21 protein-coding genes are annotated in these 22686 nt (G+C 72.2%); 6 read left to right on the plus strand and 15 right to left on the minus strand.

What is annotated here, in order from left to right; translation table 11 throughout:
- Position 1 precedes the first annotated feature (1 nt).
- Positions 2-694, minus strand: coding sequence for an RraA family protein (locus ACFY4B_RS21475; RefSeq protein WP_387969891.1), 693 nt, complete (start codon positions 692-694; stop codon positions 2-4).
- A gap of 153 nt (positions 695-847) precedes the next feature.
- Here ACFY4B_RS21475 and ACFY4B_RS21480 point away from each other — a divergent pair, with 153 nt between their 5' ends.
- Entirely contained in the window at positions 848-1408 is a 561-nt protein-coding gene (locus tag ACFY4B_RS21480) for a Uma2 family endonuclease (protein WP_074002113.1), read from the plus strand.
- A 65-nt stretch (positions 1409-1473) separates the two neighbouring features.
- On the opposite strand, the gene ACFY4B_RS21485 is transcribed toward ACFY4B_RS21480, so the two are convergent.
- Both ACFY4B_RS21485 and pruA read right to left on the minus strand, forming a co-directional pair.
- A complete protein-coding gene (locus tag ACFY4B_RS21485) occupies positions 1474-2403 on the minus strand; it encodes a proline dehydrogenase family protein (RefSeq protein ID WP_049654995.1) in 930 nt (309 codons plus the stop codon).
- Between the two features lie 160 nt (positions 2404-2563).
- Entirely contained in the window at positions 2564-4192 is a 1629-nt protein-coding gene (pruA, locus tag ACFY4B_RS21490) for an L-glutamate gamma-semialdehyde dehydrogenase (protein ID WP_387969895.1), read from the minus strand.
- 388 nt (positions 4193-4580) lie between these two features.
- Here pruA and ACFY4B_RS21495 point away from each other — a divergent pair, with 388 nt between their 5' ends.
- Positions 4581-6182, plus strand: a complete 1602-nt coding sequence (locus ACFY4B_RS21495; RefSeq protein WP_241852794.1) for a CdaR family transcriptional regulator — start codon at positions 4581-4583, stop codon at positions 6180-6182.
- A 36-nt stretch (positions 6183-6218) separates the two neighbouring features.
- Here ACFY4B_RS21495 and ACFY4B_RS21500 read toward each other — a convergent pair whose 3' ends face one another.
- Entirely contained in the window at positions 6219-7709 is a 1491-nt protein-coding gene (locus tag ACFY4B_RS21500; RefSeq protein WP_049654998.1) for an alkaline phosphatase PhoX, read from the minus strand.
- A gap of 177 nt (positions 7710-7886) precedes the next feature.
- Positions 7887-9197 (minus strand): hypothetical protein, encoded by a 1311-nt coding sequence (locus ACFY4B_RS21505; protein ID WP_387969898.1) that lies wholly within the window; start codon positions 9195-9197, stop codon positions 7887-7889.
- Positions 9198-9345: 148 nt separating this feature from the next.
- Between ACFY4B_RS21505 and ACFY4B_RS21510 the strand changes: the two genes are divergently transcribed.
- Positions 9346-9819 carry a VOC family protein gene (locus tag ACFY4B_RS21510; RefSeq protein ID WP_049650575.1) on the plus strand — a complete coding sequence of 158 codons (474 nt, stop codon included), beginning with the start codon at positions 9346-9348 and terminating at the stop codon, positions 9817-9819.
- Positions 9820-9845: 26 nt separating this feature from the next.
- Here ACFY4B_RS21510 and ACFY4B_RS21515 read toward each other — a convergent pair whose 3' ends face one another.
- Positions 9846-11462, minus strand: coding sequence for a hypothetical protein (locus tag ACFY4B_RS21515; protein WP_387969901.1), 1617 nt, complete (start codon positions 11460-11462; stop codon positions 9846-9848).
- A gap of 361 nt (positions 11463-11823) precedes the next feature.
- On the opposite strand from ACFY4B_RS21515, the gene ACFY4B_RS21520 reads away from it, so the two are divergent.
- On the plus strand, positions 11824-13158 hold the full coding sequence (locus ACFY4B_RS21520) for an MFS transporter (RefSeq protein WP_049650576.1): 1335 nt from the start codon (positions 11824-11826) through the stop codon (positions 13156-13158).
- 67 nt (positions 13159-13225) lie between these two features.
- On the opposite strand, the gene ACFY4B_RS21525 is transcribed toward ACFY4B_RS21520, so the two are convergent.
- The 9 genes from ACFY4B_RS21525 to ACFY4B_RS21565 all read right to left on the minus strand — a co-directional run bounded on the left by ACFY4B_RS21525 (position 13226) and on the right by ACFY4B_RS21565 (position 20803).
- A complete protein-coding gene (locus tag ACFY4B_RS21525) occupies positions 13226-13882 on the minus strand; it encodes a Uma2 family endonuclease (protein WP_387969904.1) in 657 nt (218 codons plus the stop codon).
- A gap of 125 nt (positions 13883-14007) precedes the next feature.
- Positions 14008-14385 (minus strand): metal-sulfur cluster assembly factor, encoded by a 378-nt coding sequence (locus tag ACFY4B_RS21530; protein ID WP_079271946.1) that lies wholly within the window; start codon positions 14383-14385, stop codon positions 14008-14010.
- Between the two features lie 21 nt (positions 14386-14406).
- Positions 14407-14859 carry a Fe-S cluster assembly sulfur transfer protein SufU gene (gene sufU / locus ACFY4B_RS21535; RefSeq protein WP_049650585.1) on the minus strand — a complete coding sequence of 151 codons (453 nt, stop codon included), beginning with the start codon at positions 14857-14859 and terminating at the stop codon, positions 14407-14409.
- A 19-nt stretch (positions 14860-14878) separates the two neighbouring features.
- Positions 14879-16138, minus strand: coding sequence for a cysteine desulfurase (locus tag ACFY4B_RS21540; RefSeq protein ID WP_049650586.1), 1260 nt, complete (start codon positions 16136-16138; stop codon positions 14879-14881).
- Positions 16135-16899 (minus strand): Fe-S cluster assembly ATPase SufC, encoded by a 765-nt coding sequence (gene sufC, locus ACFY4B_RS21545; RefSeq protein ID WP_049650587.1) that lies wholly within the window; start codon positions 16897-16899, stop codon positions 16135-16137. The genes ACFY4B_RS21540 and sufC overlap by 4 nt, the downstream gene beginning before the upstream one ends.
- 6 nt (positions 16900-16905) lie before the next feature.
- The gene (locus tag ACFY4B_RS21550; RefSeq protein ID WP_049650588.1) at positions 16906-17223 is read right to left on the minus strand and encodes a bifunctional 3-phenylpropionate/cinnamic acid dioxygenase ferredoxin subunit; all 318 of its coding nucleotides are present in this window, start codon (positions 17221-17223) and stop codon (positions 16906-16908) included.
- 5 nt (positions 17224-17228) lie between these two features.
- Complete coding sequence (gene sufD / locus ACFY4B_RS21555) at positions 17229-18458, minus strand: Fe-S cluster assembly protein SufD (RefSeq protein WP_387969908.1); 1230 nt, start codon at positions 18456-18458, stop codon at positions 17229-17231.
- Between the two features lie 54 nt (positions 18459-18512).
- Positions 18513-19928, minus strand: coding sequence for a Fe-S cluster assembly protein SufB (sufB, locus tag ACFY4B_RS21560; RefSeq protein ID WP_049650590.1), 1416 nt, complete (start codon positions 19926-19928; stop codon positions 18513-18515).
- Positions 19929-19978: 50 nt separating this feature from the next.
- Positions 19979-20803 carry a metalloregulator ArsR/SmtB family transcription factor gene (locus ACFY4B_RS21565; RefSeq protein ID WP_259316761.1) on the minus strand — a complete coding sequence of 275 codons (825 nt, stop codon included), beginning with the start codon at positions 20801-20803 and terminating at the stop codon, positions 19979-19981.
- Positions 20804-20957: 154 nt separating this feature from the next.
- Between ACFY4B_RS21565 and ACFY4B_RS21570 the strand changes: the two genes are divergently transcribed.
- Together ACFY4B_RS21570 and ACFY4B_RS21575 are read left to right on the plus strand one after the other, a co-directional pair.
- Positions 20958-21884, plus strand: a complete 927-nt coding sequence (locus tag ACFY4B_RS21570) for an ABC transporter ATP-binding protein (RefSeq protein ID WP_387969911.1) — start codon at positions 20958-20960, stop codon at positions 21882-21884.
- A gap of 20 nt (positions 21885-21904) precedes the next feature.
- Positions 21905-22681: an ABC transporter permease gene (locus ACFY4B_RS21575; RefSeq protein WP_387969974.1), complete on the plus strand. Its 777-nt coding sequence runs from the start codon at positions 21905-21907 to the stop codon at positions 22679-22681.
- The last annotated feature ends 5 nt before the right edge of the window (positions 22682-22686 follow it).

Here is a 22686-nt window from a genome sequence, read left to right on the forward strand (position 1 = left end):
CCTACTCCTCGATCGCCCCGCCGATCCGCCGCAGGTGCCGCCGGAAGCTGTACGCCGGGTCGGCGGCGCGCCGCTCCAGGTACTCCTCGAAGGAGGTCTGCCGGCGCAGCGTGTCCCCGGAGGCGATCCGGGCAGCCTGCGCGCGCTCGGTCCGGGCGATCCCGCCGGCCGTCTCCAGCACCTCCACGACCCGGTCACCGGGCACGAACAGCACCCCGTCCGGGTCGGCGAACACCACGTCCTCCGCGCTCACCGGGTGCGGCCCGAACTTGGCCGTCAGCAGCGCCGCCGGCTCCCGGTCGTCCAACCGCACCGGGCCGAGCGGCAGCGCCCCGTAGCTGAACACCGGCAGCCCGATCTCCCGCAGCTCGGGGGTGTCCCGGTGCAGCCCCCACACCACGATCCCGGCCACCCCGGCGGCCCGCGCCTCCAGCACCGCGAGGTCCCCGATGCAGGCCTCGTCGGTCCGCCCGCCGTTGTCGACCACCAGCACGTCGCCGTCCCGGGCCGCCCCGTACGCCTCCAGGAACACGTCCACGCTCCCGTAGTGCCGCACCGGCAGCACCCGCCCCGCCACCCGGGCCCCGGCCACCACCGCCCCCACCCCCGCCGGCGCCACCCGCACCCCCACCCCGAGCCGCACACAGGCATCCGCCACCAACGGCGTGGACAGCTCCGCGAAAGCCTTCAGCATCCCCAACTCCTCCACTCGAAAAGCCAGTTCACCAGCAGGAAGATCCTAGGCCCCGCCCCGAACTCACACCATCGAGTGACGATGACGCAGTCCCTGCCCCCGCTTGTGCCCACCGCGCATAGCCTTCCGACGCATCCGGTCGAGAGGTCGTTCATGAACACAACGGATAACGAGATCCTCCTCGAGCTGTTTCTCGCCCTGGACGCCCCCGAAGGCCTGAGGGCCGAACTCGTCAATGGCGAGATCCTCATCCGACTCCCCGTCGACGGCTACCACTGCCATCTCATCAGCGAGTTGACCGGCCAGGTGTGGCGCAAGTCGGCTACCGAAATGCAGATGTCGGAGAACAAGGGACTTCGCCTCGTCGCCAGCGGGCACCACCCTGCGGACCACGTCATCCCGGACGTCACGTTCGCCCCCGAGGAACTCCGCCTCTTCCGGGGCGCACCGTCCTGGATGGAACCGGACGGCGTCGCCATGGTCGCGGAAGTGACCTCCGCCAAGCCCGACCAGGACCGCATCGCCAAGCGCCACTGCTACGCCCGGGCCGGCATCCCGCTCTACCTCCTCATCGACCGCGAGAAGTCCCAGGTCAGTCTGTTCGCCAAGCCGCACCGCGACGAGTACACCGAGGTGCACCTCGCCGCCTTCGGCGAACCGCTCGCGCTCCCTGCCCCGTTCGACTTCGACCTCGACACGAAGCCGTTCCTCTGACGTCGACAACGCGCGACGGCCCGCACCCCCCGTCAGGGGTGCGGGCCGTGGCCTGGGGCGCCGGGTCAGCCGCGGGTGGCCATGGCGCGCAGGAAGAAGGTCAGGTTGGCGGGGCGCTCGGCGAGGCGGCGCATGAAGTAGCCGTACCACTCCTGGCCGTACGGGAGGTAGACCCGCATGGTGTTGCCCTCGGCGGCGAGGCGCAGCTGCTCCTCGGGGCGGATGCCGAACAGCATCTGGTACTCGAAGGAGTCCCGCTTGCGGCCGTTCCACTGGGCCAGCTGGCCGGCGATCTTGATCATGTTGGGGTCGTGCGAGGCGATCATCGGGTAGCCCTCGCCCGCCATCAGGACCTTCAGGGCCCGGACGTACGCGAGGTCGACCTCGTGCTTGCCCTGGAAGGCGACCGACTCGGGCTCCTTGTAGGCGCCCTTGCACAGGCGCACGCGCGAGCCGGCGCCGGAGAAGTCGCGGCAGTCGGCCTCGGTGCGGCGCAGGTAGGCCTGGAGCACGACGCCCAGCCACGGGAAGTCCGCCCGCAGCTCCCGCGCGATGGCGAGGGTGGAGTCGGTGGTGGTGTGGTCCTCCATGTCGAGGGTCACCGTGGTGCCGGCCTCGGCGGCGGCCTCGCAGATGCGGCGGGCGTTCTCCAGCGCGATCTTCTCGCCGTCCACCGGGAGGAACTGGCCGACGGCCGACAGCTTGACCGACACCTCGGCGCCGGCCGCGAGGCCGGTGTCCTTGAGGGCCTTGAGCAGGTGCTCGTAGGCCTCGGCGGTGCCGGCGGCCTGGGCGGCGTCCTGGGTGTCCTCGCCGAGGTGGTCGAGGGTGACCTTGCGACCGGTGGCGATCAGGTCGTCGGTGGCGGTGACGGCGTCGTCGAGGACGTCACCGGCGACGAAGCGCTCGACTATCGCGTGGGTCGGCGGGAACTTCTCGACCACGGTGCGGACCTGCGGGGACCGGGAGGCCGCGAGAAGGGCGGAACGGAGCATCGTGACTCCTGGAGCTGGTGCTTCTTAAGGATGGCAGAAAGGGCCGGGGCGGCGGTGCGGGGATGGGGCACCGCCGCCCCGGGAGGCGGCGCCCGGCTGCGGGACCGGGCGTCGCGGGTGACCGGTGGCTACGGGACGAGCCGGCTGGTCAGGGGGCTGGTCAGCCCATGTGCGGGTAGCGGTAGTCCGTCGGCGGGACGAAGGTCTCCTTGACCGAGCGGGTCGAGGTCCAGCGCGCCAGGTTCTGCTTGGCGCCGGCCTTGTCATTGGTGCCCGAGGCCCGGCCGCCGCCGAAGGGCTGCTGGCCGACGACGGCGCCGGTCGGCTTGTCGTTGATGTAGAAGTTGCCGGCGGCGAAGCGCAGCTTGTGCATCGCGTCCTGGGCCGCGGCGCGGTCCTGGGAGATGATCGAGCCGGTCAGGCCGTACGGGGACACCGACTCCATCTGGGTCAGCATCTCCTCGTACTTCTCGTCCTCGTAGACGTACACGGCCAGGATCGGGCCGAAGTACTCGTCCTTGAAGTACTCGGCGGCCGGGTCCTGGCAGACCAGGACGGTCGGGCGGACGAAGTAGCCGACCGAGTCGTCGTAGGTGCCGCCGGCGAGGACCTCGACCTGCGGGTCGGCCTGGGCACGGTCGATCGCGGCCTTGTTCTTGGCGAAGGAGCGCTCGTCGATGACGGCCGACATGAAGTTGGACAGGTCGCTGACGTCGCCCATGGTGAGGCCGTCGACCTCGGCGGCGAACTCGTCCTTGAGGCCGGCCCAGAGCGAGGCGGGGACGTAGGCCCGCGACAGCGCCGAGCACTTCTGGCCCTGGAACTCGAAGGCGCCGCGGGTCATCGCGGTCTTCAGGACCTTCGGGTCGGCGGACGGGTGGGCGACCAGGAAGTCCTTGCCGCCGGTCTCGCCGACGATCCGCGGGTAGGTGCGGTAGCCGGAGATGTTGGTGCCGACCTCGCGCCACAGGTGCTGGAAGGTGGCGGTGGAGCCGGTGAAGTGGATGCCGGCCAGCGCCGGGTGCTTGAGCGCGACCTCGGAGACGGCCAGGCCGTCGCCGGTCACCATGTTGATGACGCCCTTGGGCAGGCCGGCCTCCTCCAGCAGCTGCATCAGCAGGTGCGCGGAGAACTGCTGGGTCGGGGACGGCTTCCACAGCACCACGTTGCCCATCAGCGCGGGCGCGGTCGGCAGGTTGCCGGCGATCGCGGTGAAGTTGAACGGGGTGATCGCGTAGACGAAGCCCTCGAGCGGGCGGTGGTCGCTGCGGTTCCACACGCCGTCCGAGGAGATCGGCTGCTCGGCCATGATCTGGCGGGCGAAGTGCACGTTGAAGCGCAGGAAGTCGACCAGCTCGCAGGGAGTGTCGATCTCGGCCTGCTGCGCGGTCTTGGACTGGCCGAGCATGGTGGCGGCGGCCAGGGTCTCGCGCCAGGGGCCGGCCAGCAGGTCGGCGGCCTTGAGGAAGATCGCGGCGCGGGAGTCGAAGGAGAGCGCCTGCCAGGCCTCGGCTGCGGCCAGGGCAGTGTCGATGGCCTCCTGCGCGTCGGCCCGGGTGGCGTTGCGCAGGGTGCCGAGCCGAGCCGCGTGGTTGTGCGGCTGGACGACGTGGATCTCGGTGCCGCCGCCCATCCGGCGCTCACCGTTGATCGTCATGGTCAGCTGGACCGGCTCCTGGCCGCCCAGCTCCTTCAGCTTGGCCTCCAGACGGGCCCGTTCCGGGCTCCCGGGGGCGTAGCTGTGGACCGGCTCGTTCACCGGCGCGGGGACCTGGGTCACAGCGTCCATAGAGCGCACGCTCTCCTTCGTTCAGTGCGGGGGGATTGCCGGCGCGGGTTGCACGCCGACCACAGCACGAACGCTATTCCTGGCCACCGGGCGACTTGATTGGCCGCGCGGCTAAATTCCCCCGTACGGCGTTGTCCGGCCCGACGAAGTCGGTCACGCCGCGGTCACGAACCGTCCCCGATCGCCCCACTGTTCACACCACCCCGCGCCACCTCGCGCCTCCGGGCTCACGCCCCCGGCCCGCGAAGGCGGCTCGCACGCCGGTGCCCGTCGGCAGGCCCCGGCGCGCCCGCGCGCCGGGCCGCGGTCCGGCGGCCACGCCGAATCTCTGTCCGTCCGGCTAAAATCGACCGCGAAACGTTGTCCGAGCGGATGAAGGAGGACCGGCGTGACCACCCCCGGCCTGCCGCTCCGTCAACTCCTGATGTCCCTCGGCGAACCGCTGGTCGAGCTGCAGGCCGCCCCGCTGGGCCTGGACGTCCCGGTGCGCGACGTCGCGATCCTCGACCCGGAGGACCCGCCGACCGCCGCCCCCGGCGAGCTGGTGCTCGCGATCGGCGCCCGCGGCCGCGCCGCCCTGCCCGCCCTGCGCGCGGCCGGCCGGGCCGGGGCCGCCGCCGTCGCGGTGAAGCTGGACGGCCCCGGCCAGGCCGACGCGCTGCGCGAGGCCGCCACCGACGCGGGCGTCGCCCTGCTCTCGGTGCGCCGCGAGACCCGCTGGGAGCACCTCGACTCGCTGGCCCGGGCGATCATCGCCGGCCCGGACGCCCCGGACGCCCCCGGCGCCCCCGAGCCCAACGCGGGCGACCTCTTCTCCCTCGCCCAGACCGTCGCCGTCCTCACCAACGGCATCGTCTCGATCGAGGACACCTCCAGCCGGGTGCTGGCCTACTCCCGCTCCTCCGACTCCGACGAGGTCGACGACCTGCGCCGGCTGTCCATCCTCGGCTGGCAGGGCCCGGAGCCGTACCTGTCCAAGCTCCGCGAGTGGGGCATCTTCCAGCACCTGCGCAGCTCGGACACCCCGATCGCGGTCGAGCCGCACCCCGAGCTGGGCCTGCGCCGCCGCCTCGCGGTCGGCATCCGGGCCGGGGCGCAGCCGCTCGGCACCATCTGGGTGCAGGAGGGCGCCCAGCCGCTGGCCCCGCTGGCCGAGCAGTCCCTGGTCGGCGCCGCCCGGGTCGCGGCCGCCCAGCTGGTGCGCCGCCGCCGGGAGCTGTCCGCCGACGTCCGGCTCACCCAGACGCTGCTGACCGGCCTGCTGGAGGGCTCCACCGGCCCCCAGTCGCTCGCCACCCACCTCGGCCTGGACCTGCGCCGCCCGGCCACCGTGCTGGCCTACAGCGCGCACACCACCGACGTGCTGCACCGCTCCGACGTCACCGGCCTGATCTCGGTGCACACCGCCGCCCGGCACCGCACCGCGCTGCTCGCCCCGATCGAGTCCCGGGTGTACGTGCTGCTGCCCGAGCTGCCGCCCGGCCTGCCGATGACCACCGTGCGCGACTGGGCCTTCGAGGTGGTGGCGGCCGCCCGGGAGCACCTGGGCGTCCCGCTGCGCGCCGCGATCGGCTCGACCGTCGACGGCCTGGCCCAGGTCCCCGACTCCCGCGCGCAGGCGGACCGCATCCTGGACGCGATGGGCCGCGGCGGCGTGGACCTCGACGTCGCGGCGCTGATCGACGTCCAGGCGGAGGTGCTGGTCAGCGAGATGCTCGCGCTGCTCCAGGAGCGCACCGGCCTGCGCGACCCGCGGCTGACCGCGCTCACCGCGTACGACCGGCGGCACGGCACCCGGCTCGCCGAGTCGGTGCTGGCCTGGCTGGACGCGCTCGGCGAGGTCCGGGTGGCCGCGGACGCCCTGCACATCCACCCCAACACCCTGCGCTACCGGGTGCGCCGCGCCGAGCAGTTGACCGGCATCGACCTCGCCCAGCCGCAGCAGCGGCTGCTGGCGATGCTGCAACTGCGGCTGCCCGCGGACGAGTAGTCCGCGGGCAGCCGCTCGGTCATTCCTGACGGTTCGTCACTCGCCGTAGCCCTGGCCGCGCTTGTGCTCGTTCAGCCGGCGCCACGGGCCGCTGATCGCCAGCTGGATGCCCGGGGTCTGGATGTTGGCGAACAGGGTCTTGCCGTCGTCCGAGAAGGTCACCCCGGTGAACTCGCTGAACTCGGGCTTCTCGGCGGTGCCGATGTTCAGCTCGTTGCGGGCGATCGGGTAGACCAGCCCGTCCTCGGTGGCGCCGAACAGGTGCGAGACGCCCTCGCCGTCCTCGCAGATCACGATGCCGCCGTACGGCGAGACGGTGATGTTGTCCGGGCCGTCGAAGTTGTCGTGGTCGCCCCAGACGTCGGTGTTGACGCCCAGCAGCACCTTCAGGGTGATGGTGCGGCGGGCCGGGTTGTAGAACCAGACCTGGCCGTCGTGCTGGAGCGGGCTCTCCGAACGGGCGAAGCTGGAGACGAAGTAGAAGCCGCCGTCACCCCACCACATGCCCTCCAGCTTGCGGGCGCGGCTGACCTCGCCGTCCTTGAACTGCTTGCGCACCGAGACGGTCCTGGCGTCGCGGTCCTGGACCTTGACCCAGTCCACGCCGTAGGTGGTGCCGACCTTGGTGGCGCGGGAGAGGTCGTCGACGAACTTGCCCTGGGCGTCGAAGACCTTGAAGGCCTCCAGCACACCGGCGTCGGCGGCGAGCTTGCGCAGCTGGTAGCGGCCGTGCTTGAAGCCGGCCGGCGGGGTCCAGCGGAACAGCAGGCCGTTCGGGTTCGAGGCGTCCTCGGTCAGGTAGACCTGGCCGCGCTTCGGGTCCACGACCACGGCCTCGTGCGCGTAGCGGCCGAAGGCCTTCACCGGCTGCGGGTCCCGGTTGTAGTCGTCGTCGAAGGGGTCGACCTCGAAGATGTAGCCGTGGTCCTTGGTGAAGCCGTTCTTGCCGGCCTTGTCCTCGGTCTCCTCGCCGGACAGCCAGGTGCCCCACGGGGTCACGCCGCCCGCGCAGTTGGTGGCGGTGCCGGCGATACCGACCCACTGCTCGACCGAGCCGTCCCGCTTGGCGTGCACGATGGTGCAGCCGCCGGCCGCGCCCGGGTCGTAGACGTGGCCCTCGGTCAGCGGCACCGGGTGCGGCCAGTTGGCGCGGGCGCCGGCCAGCTCGTGGTTGACGACCATCAGGTTGCCGCCGCGCTCGTCCTCGAAGGCGGAGGTGCCGTCGTGGTTGCTCGGGGTGAACTCGCCGGTGCGCAGCTTGGTGACGCCGGCCCGGTTGAGGACCTTGTACGAGAAGCCCTTCGGCAGGGAGAGCAGGCCGGCCGGGTCCTGGACCAGCTGGCCGTAGCCGACGGCGGTGCCGCCGGCCGAGTTGGTCCCGGCGGCCGCGGCGACCGGGGCCTCGCCGCCGACCGGGGCGGCGATCGCGCCCGGGGCGCTGGCCAGCGCCTCGGCGCCGCCGGCGATCAGCACGCCGGCCCCGACGAGGGTGGAACGGTTGACGAAGTCCCGACGGGACAGCGACATGGCAGCAACTCCTGAGGATGAGCGGGGGCGCCGGTGCGGGATGCCGACGCCCAGCAGGCTCCGCCGGGCGGGTGAACCCGGCATGACGCCCACCTCACGCCCAGGCGGCCATTTGCCGACCGATGACCTTCACATGACCTGTGCTTTACTGAGGCCCCCGCCGGCCCGCCCGACCCGTCAGCGCCGCGCCGCCCGCCACTGCTCCCAGGCCGACAGCCACAGCTGCTCGGCCAGCCGCTGCTCCTCCCAGACCCCCGCCCCGCCGCCGCCCGGCCGCTCCCGCCACAGCTGCGCCCAGGCCCGCTGTGCCGGCAGGCTCGCCACCTCGCTCGCGAACACCGTGTACCGGACGACCTCCTCGACGGCCGCCTCCCCCTCAGCCGTGCCGACCAGCCAGTGCGTCTGCTGGGACAGCCGGTTGAGGTGGTTCACCATCGAGGTCACCGCCGCCGCGGCCTCCTCCCGGGTCTCGGTGGCCAGCCGCATCTGCTGGCGCACCGCCGCCTCCCAGCGCACCGCGCCGACCTCCCCGCGCAGCCCGCGCGGCAGCCTCGGCGTGCGCCCCACCCGCACCTGCGCCTCGATCGCGGCGGACTCGGCGACGCTCTGCGCGATCAGCGCCCGGTGCGCCTCCATCCCGACGGCGGGCGGCAGTTCACGCTCCTCGACCGGCACCCGGCGGGCGCGCCGGGCGGCCAGGTCGCGCAGCAGCTCGGTGCGGCCGCGCAGGCAGTTCTCGAAGTCGCCGATAGCGCCGAGTTCCACCGCGCCGGGGGCCACCCCGCGCGCGCACACCGTCACGGTCAGCCCGCCGACCCGCAGCCGTCCGGCCCACACCGGCTCCGGACCGTCCGCCGCCGGTGCGCCGGGCTCCGGCACCGGCCGGTCCTCGTGCACCTCCACCGCGCAGGGCTCGCCGTCCACCGTGATCCACGCGCGCAACGCCCGTACCCGGCCCGGCCCGTCGCCCTCGTCGACGCCCAACTGCTCGTAGACGCGGTCCCGTTCGTCCTCGACCAGGTCCTCCAGCTCGGGCAGCCGCTCGCCCGGTTCGGCTCCCGGCCGGTAGGTGCGCACGGTCACGTACGGGCCGGCCGCCGAGCGCCAGTCGCCGCACTGGACCTCGACCCAGCGCAGCTCGCCGCCGGAGGTCTCGAAGGCGGCCAGCGCCTCACCGGCCAACGCCCCGTCGGCCGTCATCGTCCCGCCCGCGGGGACCCCTCCCGCGGGAGCCTGCCCCGCGGCCACGCCGTACACCGGGAAGTCGGCCGCCGCCAGGGTCCGGCGGGAGAACTCCTCCTGGTCGGCGAACCGGTCGACGGGCCTGCCCGCGGGCCGTCCGGCACCCTGCTCGGCCGACCGGTCCAGTGGCCGGTCCGCGGGCCGACCGGTGAAACGGTCCTCCCGGACCGGCCGGTCCGGGGCCGGGGCGGACCCCGAGGACCCGGCGTCCCGCTTCTGGTGCCTGCCGCCGCTCTCCCGCATCATCCTGTGCCGCACCCCCGAGACCTCGCACCCGCACCGCTGACGCCACCTTACGTGGCCGCAGCTGCCGGGTCATCAGCTCGGCCCCCGGACGGGGGTGGTGGCCGTGTCAGGGCACCCGGTTGTCAGCCGCCCTCCCTAACCTGGCGGCATGACAGCACAGAACGACGCAGCACAGGACCGCACCGGGCAGGGCGCCTTCCCCGCCCGGATCAGCATCGTCACCCTCGGGGTGACCGACCTCGACGAGAGCGCCCGCTTCTACGAGGCGCTCGGCTGGAAGCGCTCCACCGCCTCCAGCCCGGAGATCGTCTGGTTCCGCACCGCCGACTCGGTGCTCGGCCTCTTCCCCACCGACGAGCTGGCCGCCGACGCGGGCGTGCCCGCCACCGGCGAGCCCTCCTTCCGCGGCGTCACCCTCGCGGTGAACCTGGAGTCCCCCGCGCTGGTGGACGCCGCGCTGCGGACGGCGGTCGAGGCCGGCGCCGTGGTGGTCAAGCCGCCGGTCCCGACCGACTGGGGCGGCTACTCCGGCTACTTCGAGGACCCGGACGGCCACCTCTGGGAGCTGGCCCACAACCCGTTCTTCCCCTTCACCGAGGACGGCTCACTGGACCTTCCCTAGACCGCCGTACGGTGCGCCCGGAGGGCTCAGCTCCTGGAGCGCGCCTTGAACGCCGCCTTGCGCGCCTCCTTGGCCAGCGCCCGGTCCGGGTGCAGCTCCCCGATCGCCTCCAGGACGTCCGCCGTGTACGGGTGGTCGACCCGCCACAGCTCGCCGAACCACCCCGCCGGATCGCCGTTCACCGGCAGGTCGGCGATCAGCTCGCCCAGCAGCTCGGCGTCCCCGCCGTTGTCCAGCAGCTGGGCGGCGAAGGTGTCGACCACCGTCCACAGCGCCATCGCCCGGTCCGGCACCGGGACGTCCGTCGCCCCCTGCGCGGTCAGCCAGGCCCGCACCGCACCGCCCAGCTCCGGGTCGTCCATGACCTCCCGGGCGGCCGGCTCCGCGCCCGGCCCGAGCAGGTTGAGCGCCGAGACGCCGAGCATCCGGCGCAGCGGGCCGTAGCCGTCGGAGCCGCGCGCCGCCGCGAGCAGCTCGCGCGCCGCCGCCACCGGCTCCCGGTCGGCGGTCCACGCCCGCAGCTCCTCCTCCGGCAGCACGTTGGCCGACTCGCACACGCCGCGCAGCAGCTCGGCCGCGTCCCCCTTGGCCAGGTCGCCGACCAGCGGCGCGTCGTAGCCGTCCTCCAGCAGCCACTGCCGGATGCCGTACTGGCCGAGCGGGGTGAGCCGGACCAGCCCGAAGCGGGCCGACTCCTCCTCGTCCAGCGGCTCCTCGCCGACCACGGCGGGCTCCTCGCCGTCCTCCTCGTCGAACAGCTCGGGGTCGATCGGGCGGTAGTCCAGCAGGCCGAGCTCGGCGAGGTCGCCCAGCATCGGGTCCAGCGCGACCATCACGTCCGTGATGTCGCCGAGCAGTTCCTCGCTGGGCTCCTCGCCCTCCGGGACGACCAGCAGCGCGGCCAGCACGCCCAGCGGCACGGTCTCGTTGCCGGGCTCGGCGAAGGCGGTGGTCTCGTAGAGCACCTGCAGGGCCTCGTCCAGCAGCTCGGCGGCCTCGTCACGGGCCTCCTCGACCTCGGAGAGCGCGTCCTCGTCCTCCTCGCCCTCCCCGGCCCCGGACTCCCCGGCGCCCTCCTCCGGGCCGGAGTCCGCCTCGACGGCCAGCTCCCGGACGATCCCGGCGGCGGTCAGCCACAGCTCCAGGACGGTCTCCGGGTCGCCCTGCTCGGCGGGCTCCAGGTCCGGGCCGGGGACGGCGACGTGCTCGCCCTCCGCGGTCGTACCGAGCTCCACCAGGTCCAGGTCGCAGGCCAGCGACCAGGCCCGCAGCGCCTCGATCTCGGCCTCCTCGGGCACCTCGCCCTCGGCCGGGGCCAGGCCCAGCAGCCGGGCCGCGGGCGCCCGGTCCGCCTCGACCAGGTCGCCGAACTCGTCCACCTCCCGGTGCGGGGCGGACCAGCGGGCCAGCGCCAGCGCGTACCCGAACATCGGTACGGCCTTCGCCTGCTCGGCCAGCTCGCGCTCGGCGGGCAGCTTCACCGGCGGGACCAGGACGGCCGCGTCGTCCAGGTCCTCGTCGTCCAGCCCGTGCGCGGCGAACGCCCCGTAGAGGTCCTGGAGCTCCAGGTCGGCGGGCAGCACCGCCTCGGCCGCGCCCTCACCCGTCGAAGCCCCGGTGTTCTTGCGACGTCGTCCGGCCATCGTTGTGCGCTCTCCCTCAGCCCAGCGGTCAGCCCAACAGCGCCGCGTACCGATCCATCACCTCAGCGTATAGGCCGGGCACCCCCGACGCCCGGCCGTACGGGGCGCACCCAGGGGCGCGCGCCATGGGCGTACGCCCACCCCTTATCCTTCGGTCTGGTACCGCGCACACCCCGCGCGTGCCACCGGGGCAACGAAGCCCAACCGCCCTCCGCCCGACCCCGGGCCGGAGGGGCCCTCTTCAGCTCACCTCGCCCCACCAGGGAGCCCGTACCCTCGGCCACCACCACAGCGCCTCCGGACGGGCGCGCCGGCACACCCCGCCGACCCCGGTGGTGCCCGGCCACAGGAGACCCCTGCCATGGCGGACCTCTCCCCCGCCGGCTCCGGCCTGCGCACCGCGCAGCTCGACGGACGCCGACTGTCGGAGGCCCTGCTTCCCCCGGAGCTCGCGCCGCGCGCCCAGCTCCGGCTCGCCGCGATCAGCCGCTGGAACGCGCTGCGCGGCGTCCGCGTCGGCCTGGTGGCCGCCGCCCTGCTGCTGATGCTGATCGGCGCCAACCTGGCCACACCGATCTACTCGCTCCTCCAGCAGCGGCTGCACCTCACCGCGCTCGACACCACCGTCCTGTTCGCGATCTACGTGCTGGCACTGGTCCCGGTCCTGGCCGTGGTCGGCCACTGGTCCGACCACCTCGGCCGCCGCGCCCTGATCCTGCCCGCCGTCGCGCTGTCCGCCGTCGGCGACGTCGTGTTCGCCACCTCCGACAGCTTCTGGCAGCTCGCCGCCGGCCGGGCCGTCCAGGGCATCGCCGTCGGCCTGTCCACCGGAGCCGCCGGAGCCGCCCTCGGCGACCTGCTGCCCGACCACCCGACCCTGGCCGCCAAGATCACCCTGGCCTGTTCCGCGGGCGGCGTCGCCCTCGGCCCGGTGGTCGGCGCCCTGCTGGCCGGCGGCTCCGACCCGCTGCTGACCCCCTTCCTGCTGCACGCCATCGCCCTGCTCGCGCTCTGCGTGCCGCTGGCCCTCCTCCACCCCCGGATGCCCGGCCGCAGCCGCCCGCCGGCCTCCCCGCCCCGCATCACCACCCCGGCCCACCTGCGCCCCCAGCGCCTGCGGCTGCCGCGCACCGGGCGCCGCGAGTTCCTGCTCGCCGCCACCGCCGGCTTCATCTCCTACGCGGTGTTCGGCGTCTACCTCAGCCTGGCCCCGGCCTTCGCCGCCAAGCTGCTGCACACCGACTCCAAGCTGGTCGGCGCGATCGTGGCCGCCCTCCTGCTCGGCTCCTCCGCCGCCACCCAGCTGCTCGTCCCGCCGACCTCCGACCGCGTGGTGACCGCCCTCGGCATGACCGGCCTGGCCACCGGCCTCGGCCTGGTCGTCGCCGCCCAGTACACCGGCACCCCGGCACTGCTCTTCATCGGCAGCGTCCTCGGCGGCGTCTCCCAGGGCGTCGCCTTCCGCTCCCTGTTCACCAGCGCCGTCACCGCGATGAACCCGGAACGCCGCGGCTCCGAACTGAGCGCCCTCTGGGTCATCGTCTACCTCGGCAGCTCCGCCCCCATCATCGCCCTCGGCGCCCTCGTCCAGACCTACGGCCTCCTCCCCTCCGTCAGCGGCTTCGCCGCCCTCGCCGCCCTCGCCTGCACCGCCCTCGCCATCGCCGTCGCCCGCAAACCCAAGCCCACGGCCTGACGGCCCGCACACAGAACGCCGCTGCCCGGGACTTCCGAAGAAGTCCCGGGCAGCGGCGCTTCCGCCCCTACTCCCAGGGCTTCCACTTGCCGGTATCGATCTCGACGTCAAAGGGCTTCGGCAGCCGGACGGTCTCACCGAACTTCCACTCGCCCAGCACCTCGTACGTCCCCTCGCCCCGGTTCGGCTCCCCGAACAGGGTGACACCGGACTGCCGCGGGTCGCGGTCCACCAGCAGGTAGTACGGCACCCCGCCCCGGGCATACCCGTTCCACTTGGTGGACCTGATCTGCCGCCCGAACATCGGGCGGCGGTCATAGCGGGCATTGGACGGGGAGGTCACCTCGACCGCCATGCCGATGTGGTCTGGGTGGAGGCGGGAGACGTCTCCGTTCAGAGCCCGCTCCTCGACCTCGGTTCCCACGATGACGAGATCCGGGATGTAGCCGTCACCGATCTCCACCAGGTCCAGGTTGACCGTCTGCAGTGCCCTCCACGGGAAGGCCGGATCCGAACCCAAGGCCAGCGTGAACCGTCGCTCGATGTGCGAGAGGAACACCGCATGCGTAACTGCCGGCGCCGGTGACACGACGAAATCCCCTCCAATGACCTCGACCCGCGTGCCATCGTCCGGAATCCGCAGATACTGCTCAAGCTCGCCCCGGACCCACATGGCGTACGGCGAGTCGGGCAACGTCCAGTGCCCGGTTGCTTCCACAGCCATTACGTCGCTCCCTCCACGGTCGCGGCTCCAGCCTGGCCGCCCGGTCGCAGATATACCACTGCCGTACAAACCTTTCCCTCGAAGGGGAGGTTTGTACGGCAGCAGGTTGACGAACTAGCCCGTCCTCAGACGTTGAAGCCGAGGGCGCGGAGCTGGTCGCGGCCGTCGGGGGTGATCTTGTCGGGGCCCCACGGCGGCATCCAGACCCAGTTGATGCGCAGGTCCTGCACCAGGCCGTCGGTGGCCGTCTTGGCCTGGTCCTCGATGACGTCGGTCAGCGGGCAGGCCGCCGAGGTGAGCGTCATGTCGATGGTGGCCACGTCGGACTCGTCGATGTGGATGCCGTAGATCAGGCCCAGGTTGACGACGTCGATGCCCAGTTCGGGGTCGACGACGTCCATCAGGGCCTCGGTCAGGTCCTCGACCGAGACGGTGCCGGCGGTGGTGCCGACGATGACGGTGCCGGTCTGCTCCTCCGCAGTGGAGGGGGTTTCGTCACTCATGGTCTTGTCCTCCTCTGCGGGTCAGTCGTTCACGGCGGGGTTCTTGGCGAGCGCCTGGGCGGTGGCGTCCTTCCAGGCCATCCAGCTGAGCAGCGCGCACTTGACCCGGGCCGGGTACTTGGAGACGCCGGCGAACGCGACCGCGTCCTCCAGCACCTCCTCGTCGCCCTCGCCCTGGCCCTTGCTCTGCATCAGCTCCAGGAAGGCCTCCTGGACGGCCTGCGCCTCGCCGACGGTCTTGCCGACCACCAGCTCGTTCAGCACCGAGGCGCTGGCCTGGCTGATCGAACAGCCCTGGGACTCGTACGAGACGTCGGTGACCTTGGCACCGTCGAGCTTCACCCGCAGGGTGATCTCGTCGCCACACGTCGGGTTGACGTGGTGCACCTCGGCGTCGCCGTCCCGCAGCCCCTTGCCCTTCGGGTTGCGGTAGTGGTCCAGGATGATGTCCTGGTACATCGAGTCGAGCTTCATGGTCGTCCTGCCCCGTCCCTCAGCCGAAGAAGTTCCGGACGTGGTGCAGGCCGTCGATCAGCGCGTCGACCTCGCCCGGCGTCGAGTACAGATAGAACGACGCCCGCGTGGTCGCCGGAATTCCGTACCGCAGGCACACCGGCCGCGCGCAGTGGTGGCCGACGCGCACGGCGATGCCCTGCTCGTCCAGCACCTGGCCCACGTCGTGCGGGTGGATGTCGCCGAGGGTGAAGGAGATCGCGGCGCCGCGGTCCACGGCCGTGCGCGGGCCGATGATCCGCAGGTCGGGGACCTCCAGCAGCCGCTCGACGGCGTACTCGGTGATCGCGTGCTCGTGCGCCGCGATCTTCTCCATGCCGATGCCCTGGAGGTAGTCGATGGCCGCGCCGAGTCCGACCGCCTGGGCGATCGGCGGGGTGCCGGCCTCGAACTTGTGGGGCGCCGGGGCGTAGGTGGACGAGCCCATGGTGACGGTCTCGATCATCTCGCCGCCGCCGAGGAACGGCGGGAGGTCCTCCAGCAGCTCCTGGCGGCCCCAGAGCACGCCGATGCCGGTCGGGGCCAGCATCTTGTGCCCGGTGAAGGCGACGAAGTCGGCTTCCAGCGCCTGCACGTCCAGCACCATGTGCGGCGCGGCCTGCGAGGCGTCGATGACGACCAGCGCGCCGACCGACTGGGCCTTGCGGACGATCGTCTCGACCGGGTTGACGGTGCCGAGCAGGTTGGAGACCAGGGTGAAGGAGACCACCTTGGTCTTCTCGGTGATCAGCTCGTCGATGTTCGACAGGTCGAGCCGGCCCTCGTCGGTCAGCCCGAACCACTTGAGCTTCGCACCGCTGCGCTGCGACAGCAGCTGCCACGGGACGATGTTGGAGTGGTGCTCCATCTCCGTGATGACGATCTCGGAGTCGGCGTCCACCCGGTACGGCTCGTCGGCCCAGGCCAGCATGTTGGCGACGAGGTTGAGCGACTCCGAGGCGTTCTTGGTGAAGATCACCTCGTTGCGGCTCGGCGCGTTGACGAACGCCGCGACCTTGTCCCGGGCGCCCTCGTACAGCGCCGTGGCCTCCTCGGCGAGCACGTGCACGCCGCGGTGGACGTTGGCGTTGTGCCGCTCGTAGTAGGCGTTCAGCGCCTCCAGCACCTGGCGCGGCTTCTGCGAGGTCGCCGCGTTGTCCAGGTAGACCAGCGGCTTGTCGTCGTGCAGCACCCGCTGGAGGACCGGGAAGTCCTTGCGGATCGCGTCGGTGTCGAGCAGTCCCGCGAACGGATGCGTCACTCGGACGCGCCCCCCTTCACATACGCCTCGTAGCCCTCGTTCTCCAGCTTGTCGGCGAGCTCGGCGCCGCCGGACTCGACGATGCGGCCGCCCGCGAAGACGTGGACGTAGTCGGGCTTGATGTACCGCAGGATGCGGGTGTAGTGGGTCACCAGCAGGGTGCCGACCTCGCCGGTCGAGCGGACCCGGTTGATGCCCTCGGAGACGATCCGCAGCGCGTCGACGTCCAGGCCGGAGTCGGTCTCGTCGAGGATCGCGATCTTCGGCTTGAGCAGCTCCAGCTGGAGGATCTCGTGGCGCTTCTTCTCGCCGCCGGAGAAGCCCTCGTTGACGTTGCGCTCGGCGAAGGCCGGGTCCATCTGGAGGGCGGCCATCGCCTCCTTGACCTCCTTCACCCACAGCCGCAGCTTGGGGGCCTCGCCGCGGACGGCGGTGGCGGCGGTGCGCAGGAAGTTGGAGACCGAGACGCCCGGGACCTCGACGGGGTACTGCATGGCCAGGAAGACGCCGGCCTTGGCGCGCTCGTCGACGGACATCTCCAGGACGTCCTCGCCGTCGAGCAGCACCGAGCCGCCGGTGACGGTGTACTTCGGGTGGCCGGCCAGCGAGTAGGCGAGGGTGGACTTGCCCGAGCCGTTCGGACCCATGATGGCGTGGGTCTCGCCCTGCTTCACGGTCAGGTCCACGCCCTTCAGGATCTCGCGCGGGCCGTTCTCGGCGTCCACGGAGACGTGCAGGTCGCGGATTTCAAGGGTTGCCATGTGTACTCAGGACTCCTGGTTGACGGAGACGAGCACATCGTCCCCTTCGATCTTTACGGGGTAGACAGCGACCGGCTTGGTGGCGGGCAGGCCGGACGGCTTGCCGGTGCGCAGGTCGAAGCTGGAGCCGTGCAGCCAGCACTCGATCATGCAGTCCTCGACCTCGCCCTCGGAGAGCGAGACGTTCGCGTGCGAGCAGGTGTCGTTGATCGCGAACACCCCCTCGTCGGTGCGGACGACGGAGACCGGCACGCCGTTGAGGTCCACGCGCTTGGGAACGTCCTCCTGGAGGTCGTTCAGCGCGCAGGCACGGAGGAAGGTCATCGGGCTCAGACCGCCGCTTCCAGCTCGGCGTCGATCTTCTCCATGAGCTGGTCCTGGACCTCGGCCACGCCGATCTGCTGGAGCAGCTCGGCGAAGAAACCGCGCACCACCAGGCGGCGGGCCTCGTCGGCCGGGATGCCGCGGGCCTGCAGGTAGAACAGCTGCTCGTCGTCGAAGCGGCCGGTCGCCGAGGCGTGGCCGGCGCCGACGATCTCGCCGGTCTCGATCTCCAGGTTCGGGATCGAGTCGACCCGGGCGCCGTCGGTGAGCACCAGGTTCCGGTTGAGCTCGTAGGTGTCGGTGCCGAGCGCGGCGGCGCGGATCAGCACGTCGCCGACCCAGACCGCGTGGGCGTCCTGGCCCTGGAGCGCGCCCTTGTACGCCACGTTCGACCGGCAGTGCGGCGTGTCGTGGTCGACGACCAGGCGGTGCTCCAGGTGCTGGCCGGCGTCGGCGAAGTAGAGGCCGAACAGCTCGGCCTCGCCGCCGGGGCCGGCGTAGTTGACCCGCGGGTGCAGCCGGACCAGGTCGCCGCCGAAGGTGACGACCACGGACTTGTAGGAGGCGTCCCGGCCGACCAGCGCGTTGTGCTGGGCGACGTGGACGGCGTCGCGGTCCCAGTCCTGGACGGAGACGAAGGTGAGCTTGGCGCCCTCGCCGACCAGCAGCTCGACGTTGGCGGCCCGGGTCCCGGTGCCCGCGTGGTTGAGCACCACGACGGCCTCGGCGAACGGCTTGACGTCGATCACCACGTGGGCGAAGCGGACCCCGCCCTCGCCGCGCACGTCGATCCGGACCGGCTCGGCCAGCACCGACTCCTTGGGGACGGTGACGACCAGGGCCTGGTCGAAGGCGCTGAACGCCTGCGCGGCGACCCGGTCGACCGGCTTGCCGGCCTTGCCCAGGCGGGCGTCGTCCCGGCCGACGGTCTCGGCGGTGACGCCGTCCGGCAGCGTGAACTCGACCTTGTCCTCGCCGCGCTCGGCGGCGGCGGCGGTGCCGTCGTGCAGCCCGCCGAGGCGGTGCAGCGGGGTGAACCGCCAGTCCTCCTCGCGGCCGGTGGGCACCGGGAAGTCGTTCACGTCGAAGGACGGCTTGACCGCGACGCGCGCGTCGATCGGCTGCTGGACCGTGGTGCGGCCGGTGCCGGGGCCGGCGAGCTGCGCGCCCGCGCCGGCCGTGCCGACCTCGATCGAACCGGCGGTGGTGGAGCCGGTGGTGTTCTGCTCAGCCATGGCTGTTCGTAGTGCTCTCTTCCTCGGAAATGAGTGGACGGCGGCGGCCGGAGGTCAGCCGACCGCGCCCTCCATCTGCAGCTCGATCAGCCGGTTGAGCTCCAGCGCGTACTCCATCGGCAGCTCGCGCGCGATCGGCTCGACGAAGCCACGGACGATCATCGCCATCGCCTCGAACTCGGTCATGCCGCGGCTCATCAGGTAGAAGAGCTGGTCCTCGCTGACCTTGGAGACGGTCGCCTCGTGGCCCATGGACACGTCGTCCTCGCGGACGTCCACGTACGGGTAGGTGTCCGAGCGGGAGATGGTGTCCACCAGCAGCGCGTCGCACAGCACGTTGGACTTGGCGCCCTTGGAGCCCTCGCCGATCTCGATCAGACCGCGGTAGGAGGTCCGGCCGCCGCCGCGCGCCACCGACTTGGAGACGATGTTGGAGGAGGTGTTCGGCGCCATGTGCACCATCTTGGCGCCGGCGTCCTGGTGCTGGCCCTCGCCCGCGAAGGCGATCGAGAGGGTCTCGCCCTTGGCGTGCTCGCCCATCAGGTAGACGGCCGGGTACTTCATGGTGACCTTGGAGCCGATGTTGCCGTCGACCCACTCCATGGTCGCGCCCTCGTACGCCACGGCACGCTTGGTGACCAGGTTGTAGACGTTGTTCGACCAGTTCTGGATGGTCGTGTAGCGGCAGCGGCCGCCCTTCTTGACGATGATCTCCACGACCGCCGAGTGCAGCGAGTCGGAGGAGTAGATCGGGGCGGTGCAGCCCTCGACGTAGTGGACGTAGGCGTCCTCGTCGACGATGATCAGCGTCCGCTCGAACTGGCCCATGTTCTCGGTGTTGATCCGGAAGTAGGCCTGCAGCGGGATGTCGACGTGCACGCCCTTCGGCACGTAGATGAACGAGCCGCCGGACCACACGGCGGTGTTCAGCGCGGCGAACTTGTTGTCGCCGGCCGGGATCACCGTGCCGAAGTACTCCTTGAAGATCTCCGGGTGCTCGCGCAGCGCGGTGTCGGTGTCCAGGAAGATGACGCCCTGCTCCTCCAGGTCCTCGCGGATCTGGTGGTAGACGACCTCGGACTCGTACTGGGCGGCGACGCCGGCGACCAGGCGCTGCTTCTCCGCCTCCGGGATGCCGAGCTTGTCGTACGTCGCCTTGATGTCCGCCGGCAGGTCCTCCCAGGACTCGGCCTGCTTCTCGGTGGAGCGGACGAAGTACTTGATGTTGTCGAAGTCGATGCCGGTGAGGTCGGAGCCCCAGGTCGGCATGGGCTTCTTGCCGAACAGCTTCAGGCCCTTGAGCCGCAGGTTCAGCATCCACTCGGACTCGTTCTTCTTCGCCGAGATGTCGCGGACGACGTCCTCGCTGAGCCCGCGCTTGGCCGCGGCACCGGCGGTGTCCGGGTCGGCCCAGCCGTACTCGTAATTGCCGAGGCCTTCGAGCTCGGGGTGCGAAACGGTGTCAGTCATGCGAGCTTCCTAACGCGCGGACGCTGAATCTTCGGTGGACACGGAATTTTTCATGTACTGGCAGTCGGCATCGCATCGGAGCCGCGTCCCGCCGGGGGCTGGGCGGACGACGATGCGGCACCGGGTGCCGGCACATAGGTGGTGCAGACCCCGTCGCCGTGGGCGATCGTGGCCAGCCGTTGCACATGGGTGCCCAGGAGCTGGGAGAAGACCTCGGTCTCCGCCTCGCAGAGCTGCGGGAACTGCTCGGCGATGTGCGCGACCGGGCAGTGGTGCTGGCAGAGCTGGGCGCCCGCCGGGGCCTTGGCCGCGGCCGACGGGACACGCCGCACCGTGGCAGCGTACCCGTCCGCGCTGAGCGCCTGGGCCAGCGCCTCGGGGCGCTCTCCGGCGGCGGCCAGGCGCAGGGCCTCCAGGTACTTCTCGGCCTGCTTGCCGAACCGGGCGCGGGCGAAGGCGGCGACCGCCTCCTCGCCCGCCTTGCCGCCGCCCACCGAGTCCGCGATCCAGCGCAGCGCGTCGGCGGCGAGCTGGTCGTACGCCTGGTAGAAGGCGTCCCGGCCGGCGTCGGTGAGGGCGAAGACCTTGGCCGGACGGCCCCGGCCGCGGCTGCCGTAGACCCGCTGTTCGCGGGACTCGACCAGACCGGTGGCGACCAGGCCGTCGAGGTGGCGGCGGACGGCGGCGGCGGTGAGGCCGAGCCGGTTCGCCAGGTCGGCGGCGGAGGACGGGCCGTGGTCCAGGATCGACCGCGCGACCCGGTCCCGGGTGGCCCGGTGGCCCTCCAGCAGCACCTCGGCCGCCGTCACGGGCACGTCACAGGAGGAGGCCGACTCGGCCTCCCGCTGCTGGGCGTGCTCGCGCATGTTTTTCACAACACCAGTGTTGCGTAATTACTTCCGCCGGGACAAGCCGTGACCCAGGCCTCACCGGTGTCATCTGTCACGCAGGTTAGCCTTACCTGACCTGGGAAAACGATCACCGAGCCGCCGTCCGGCCGGCGCGTCAGGCCCTCTTACACTCGCCGGTATGCACTCCGAACCCGCGGTCCAGATCGCCGGGCTGGTCAAACGCTACGACGACAAGCTCGCGGTGGACGGCCTCGACCTCACCATCCCGGCCGGCGCGATCACCGCCGTCCTCGGCCCCAACGGCGCCGGCAAGACCACCACCATCGAGACCTGCGAGGGGTACCGCCGTCCGGACGGCGGCACCGTCCGCGTCCTCGGCCTCGACCCGGTCACCCAGGGCGCCGCGCTCCGGCCCCGGATCGGCGTCATGTTGCAGTCCGGCGGCGTGTACGCGGGCGCGCGCGCCGTCGAGATGCTGCGGCACACCGCCAAGCTGCACGCCCACCCGCTGGACGTGGACGCCCTGGTCGAACGCCTCGGCCTCGGCTCCTGCGGCCGCACCACCTACCGCCGGCTGTCCGGCGGCCAGCAGCAGCGGCTCGCCCTGGCGATGGCCGTGGTCGGCCGCCCCGAGCTGGTCTTCCTGGACGAGCCCACCGCGGGCCTCGACCCGCAGGCCCGCCGGGCCACCTGGGAGCTGGTGCGCGACCTGCGCCGGGACGGCGTCACCGTGGTCGTCACCACCCACCACATGGACGAGGCCGAGCAGCTCGCCGACCGGGTCGCCATCGTCGACCGCGGCAAGGTGATCGCCGACGGCACCACCGAGGAGCTGTGCCGCGGCGGCGCCGAGGGCGCGCTGCACTTCGACGGCCCGCCCGGGCTCGACCTCGGCCCGCTGCTCAAGGAGCTGCCCGAGGGCGCCACCGCCACCGAGACCGCCCCCGGAAGCTACCGCGTCGAGGCGCCCGTCGACCCGCAGCTGGTGGCCGCCGTCACCGGCTGGTGCGCGGCCTCCGGCATCCTGCCCGAACGGCTGTCCGTCCAGCGCCGCAGCCTGGAGGACGTCTTCCTCGACCTGACCGGACGGGAGCTCCGCTCATGAGCGAACGCAGTGAGGGAACCATGAGCGCCGCCACGACGGACTACTCCCCCAAGCCGGGCCCCGCGCCCGTCGGCCGGATGCTGCTCGCCCAGACCGCGTTCGAGACCCGGATGCTGCTGCGCAACGGCGAGCAGCTGCTGCTCACCGTGGTCATCCCGACCGTGCTGCTGGTGCTGTTCTCCGCCGTGGACATCGTCGCGGTCGAGGGCCCCGGCAAGCGGGTCGACTTCCTGGCCCCCGGCCTGCTCGCGCTGGCCGTGATGTCCACCGCCTTCACCGGCCAGGCCATCGCCACCGGCTTCGAGCGCCGCTACGGCGTGCTGAAGCGGCTCGGCGCCAGCCCGCTGCCGCGCTGGGCGCTGCTGACCGCCAAGACCGGCTGCGTCCTGGTGACGGAGGCGCTGCAGGTCGCGCTGCTGTCGGTGATCGCCCTGGCCCTCGGCTGGTCCCCGCAGGGCAACCCCCTGACGGTCGCCGCGCTGCTGGTCCTCGGCACCGCCGCCTTCTCCGGGCTCGGCCTGCTGATGGCCGGCACCCTGAAGGCCGAGGCCACCCTGGCCGGCGCCAACCTGGTGTTCATCCTGCTGCTGCTCGCCGGCGGGGTGGTCGTGCCGCTGGGCAGGTTCCCCGACGCGGTGCGCCCGGTGCTGGAGCTGCTGCCGATCTCGGCGCTCTCGGACGGCCTGCGGTCGGTGCTCCAGGCCGGCGCCGGGGTGCCGTGGGCGGACCTCGGCATCCTGGCCGGCTGGTCGGTGCTCGGCCTGGCCGCGGCCGCCCGCTTCTTCCGCTGGGAGTGACCGGC

Origin of the sequence: Kitasatospora sp. NPDC001261, assembly GCF_042896795.1 — a bacterium.
Lineage (GTDB): Bacteria > Actinomycetota > Actinomycetes > Streptomycetales > Streptomycetaceae > Kitasatospora.

What these genes read in the sequence shown, in the direction of transcription:
- ACFY4B_RS21475 (WP_387969891.1), bottom strand. Translation starts at nt 694, where the DNA reads ATGCTGAAGGCTTTCGCGGAGCTGTCCACGCCGTTGGTGGCGGATGCC.
- ACFY4B_RS21480 (WP_074002113.1), top strand. Translation starts at nt 848, where the DNA reads ATGAACACAACGGATAACGAGATCCTCCTCGAGCTGTTTCTCGCCCTG.
- ACFY4B_RS21485 (WP_049654995.1), bottom strand. Translation starts at nt 2,403, where the DNA reads ATGCTCCGTTCCGCCCTTCTCGCGGCCTCCCGGTCCCCGCAGGTCCGC.
- pruA (WP_387969895.1), bottom strand. Translation starts at nt 4,192, where the DNA reads ATGGACGCTGTGACCCAGGTCCCCGCGCCGGTGAACGAGCCGGTCCAC.
- ACFY4B_RS21500 (WP_049654998.1), bottom strand. Translation starts at nt 7,709, where the DNA reads ATGTCGCTGTCCCGTCGGGACTTCGTCAACCGTTCCACCCTCGTCGGG.
- ACFY4B_RS21505 (WP_387969898.1), bottom strand. Translation starts at nt 9,197, where the DNA reads ATGATGCGGGAGAGCGGCGGCAGGCACCAGAAGCGGGACGCCGGGTCC.
- ACFY4B_RS21510 (WP_049650575.1), top strand. Translation starts at nt 9,346, where the DNA reads ATGACAGCACAGAACGACGCAGCACAGGACCGCACCGGGCAGGGCGCC.
- ACFY4B_RS21515 (WP_387969901.1), bottom strand. Translation starts at nt 11,462, where the DNA reads ATGGCCGGACGACGTCGCAAGAACACCGGGGCTTCGACGGGTGAGGGC.
- ACFY4B_RS21520 (WP_049650576.1), top strand. Translation starts at nt 11,824, where the DNA reads ATGGCGGACCTCTCCCCCGCCGGCTCCGGCCTGCGCACCGCGCAGCTC.
- ACFY4B_RS21525 (WP_387969904.1), bottom strand. Translation starts at nt 13,882, where the DNA reads ATGGCTGTGGAAGCAACCGGGCACTGGACGTTGCCCGACTCGCCGTAC.
- ACFY4B_RS21530 (WP_079271946.1), bottom strand. Translation starts at nt 14,385, where the DNA reads ATGAGTGACGAAACCCCCTCCACTGCGGAGGAGCAGACCGGCACCGTC.
- sufU (WP_049650585.1), bottom strand. Translation starts at nt 14,859, where the DNA reads ATGAAGCTCGACTCGATGTACCAGGACATCATCCTGGACCACTACCGC.
- sufC (WP_049650587.1), bottom strand. Translation starts at nt 16,899, where the DNA reads ATGGCAACCCTTGAAATCCGCGACCTGCACGTCTCCGTGGACGCCGAG.
- ACFY4B_RS21550 (WP_049650588.1), bottom strand. Translation starts at nt 17,223, where the DNA reads ATGACCTTCCTCCGTGCCTGCGCGCTGAACGACCTCCAGGAGGACGTT.
- sufD (WP_387969908.1), bottom strand. Translation starts at nt 18,458, where the DNA reads ATGGCTGAGCAGAACACCACCGGCTCCACCACCGCCGGTTCGATCGAG.
- sufB (WP_049650590.1), bottom strand. Translation starts at nt 19,928, where the DNA reads ATGACTGACACCGTTTCGCACCCCGAGCTCGAAGGCCTCGGCAATTAC.
- ACFY4B_RS21570 (WP_387969911.1), top strand. Translation starts at nt 20,958, where the DNA reads ATGCACTCCGAACCCGCGGTCCAGATCGCCGGGCTGGTCAAACGCTAC.
- ACFY4B_RS21575 (WP_387969974.1), top strand. Translation starts at nt 21,905, where the DNA reads ATGAGCGCCGCCACGACGGACTACTCCCCCAAGCCGGGCCCCGCGCCC.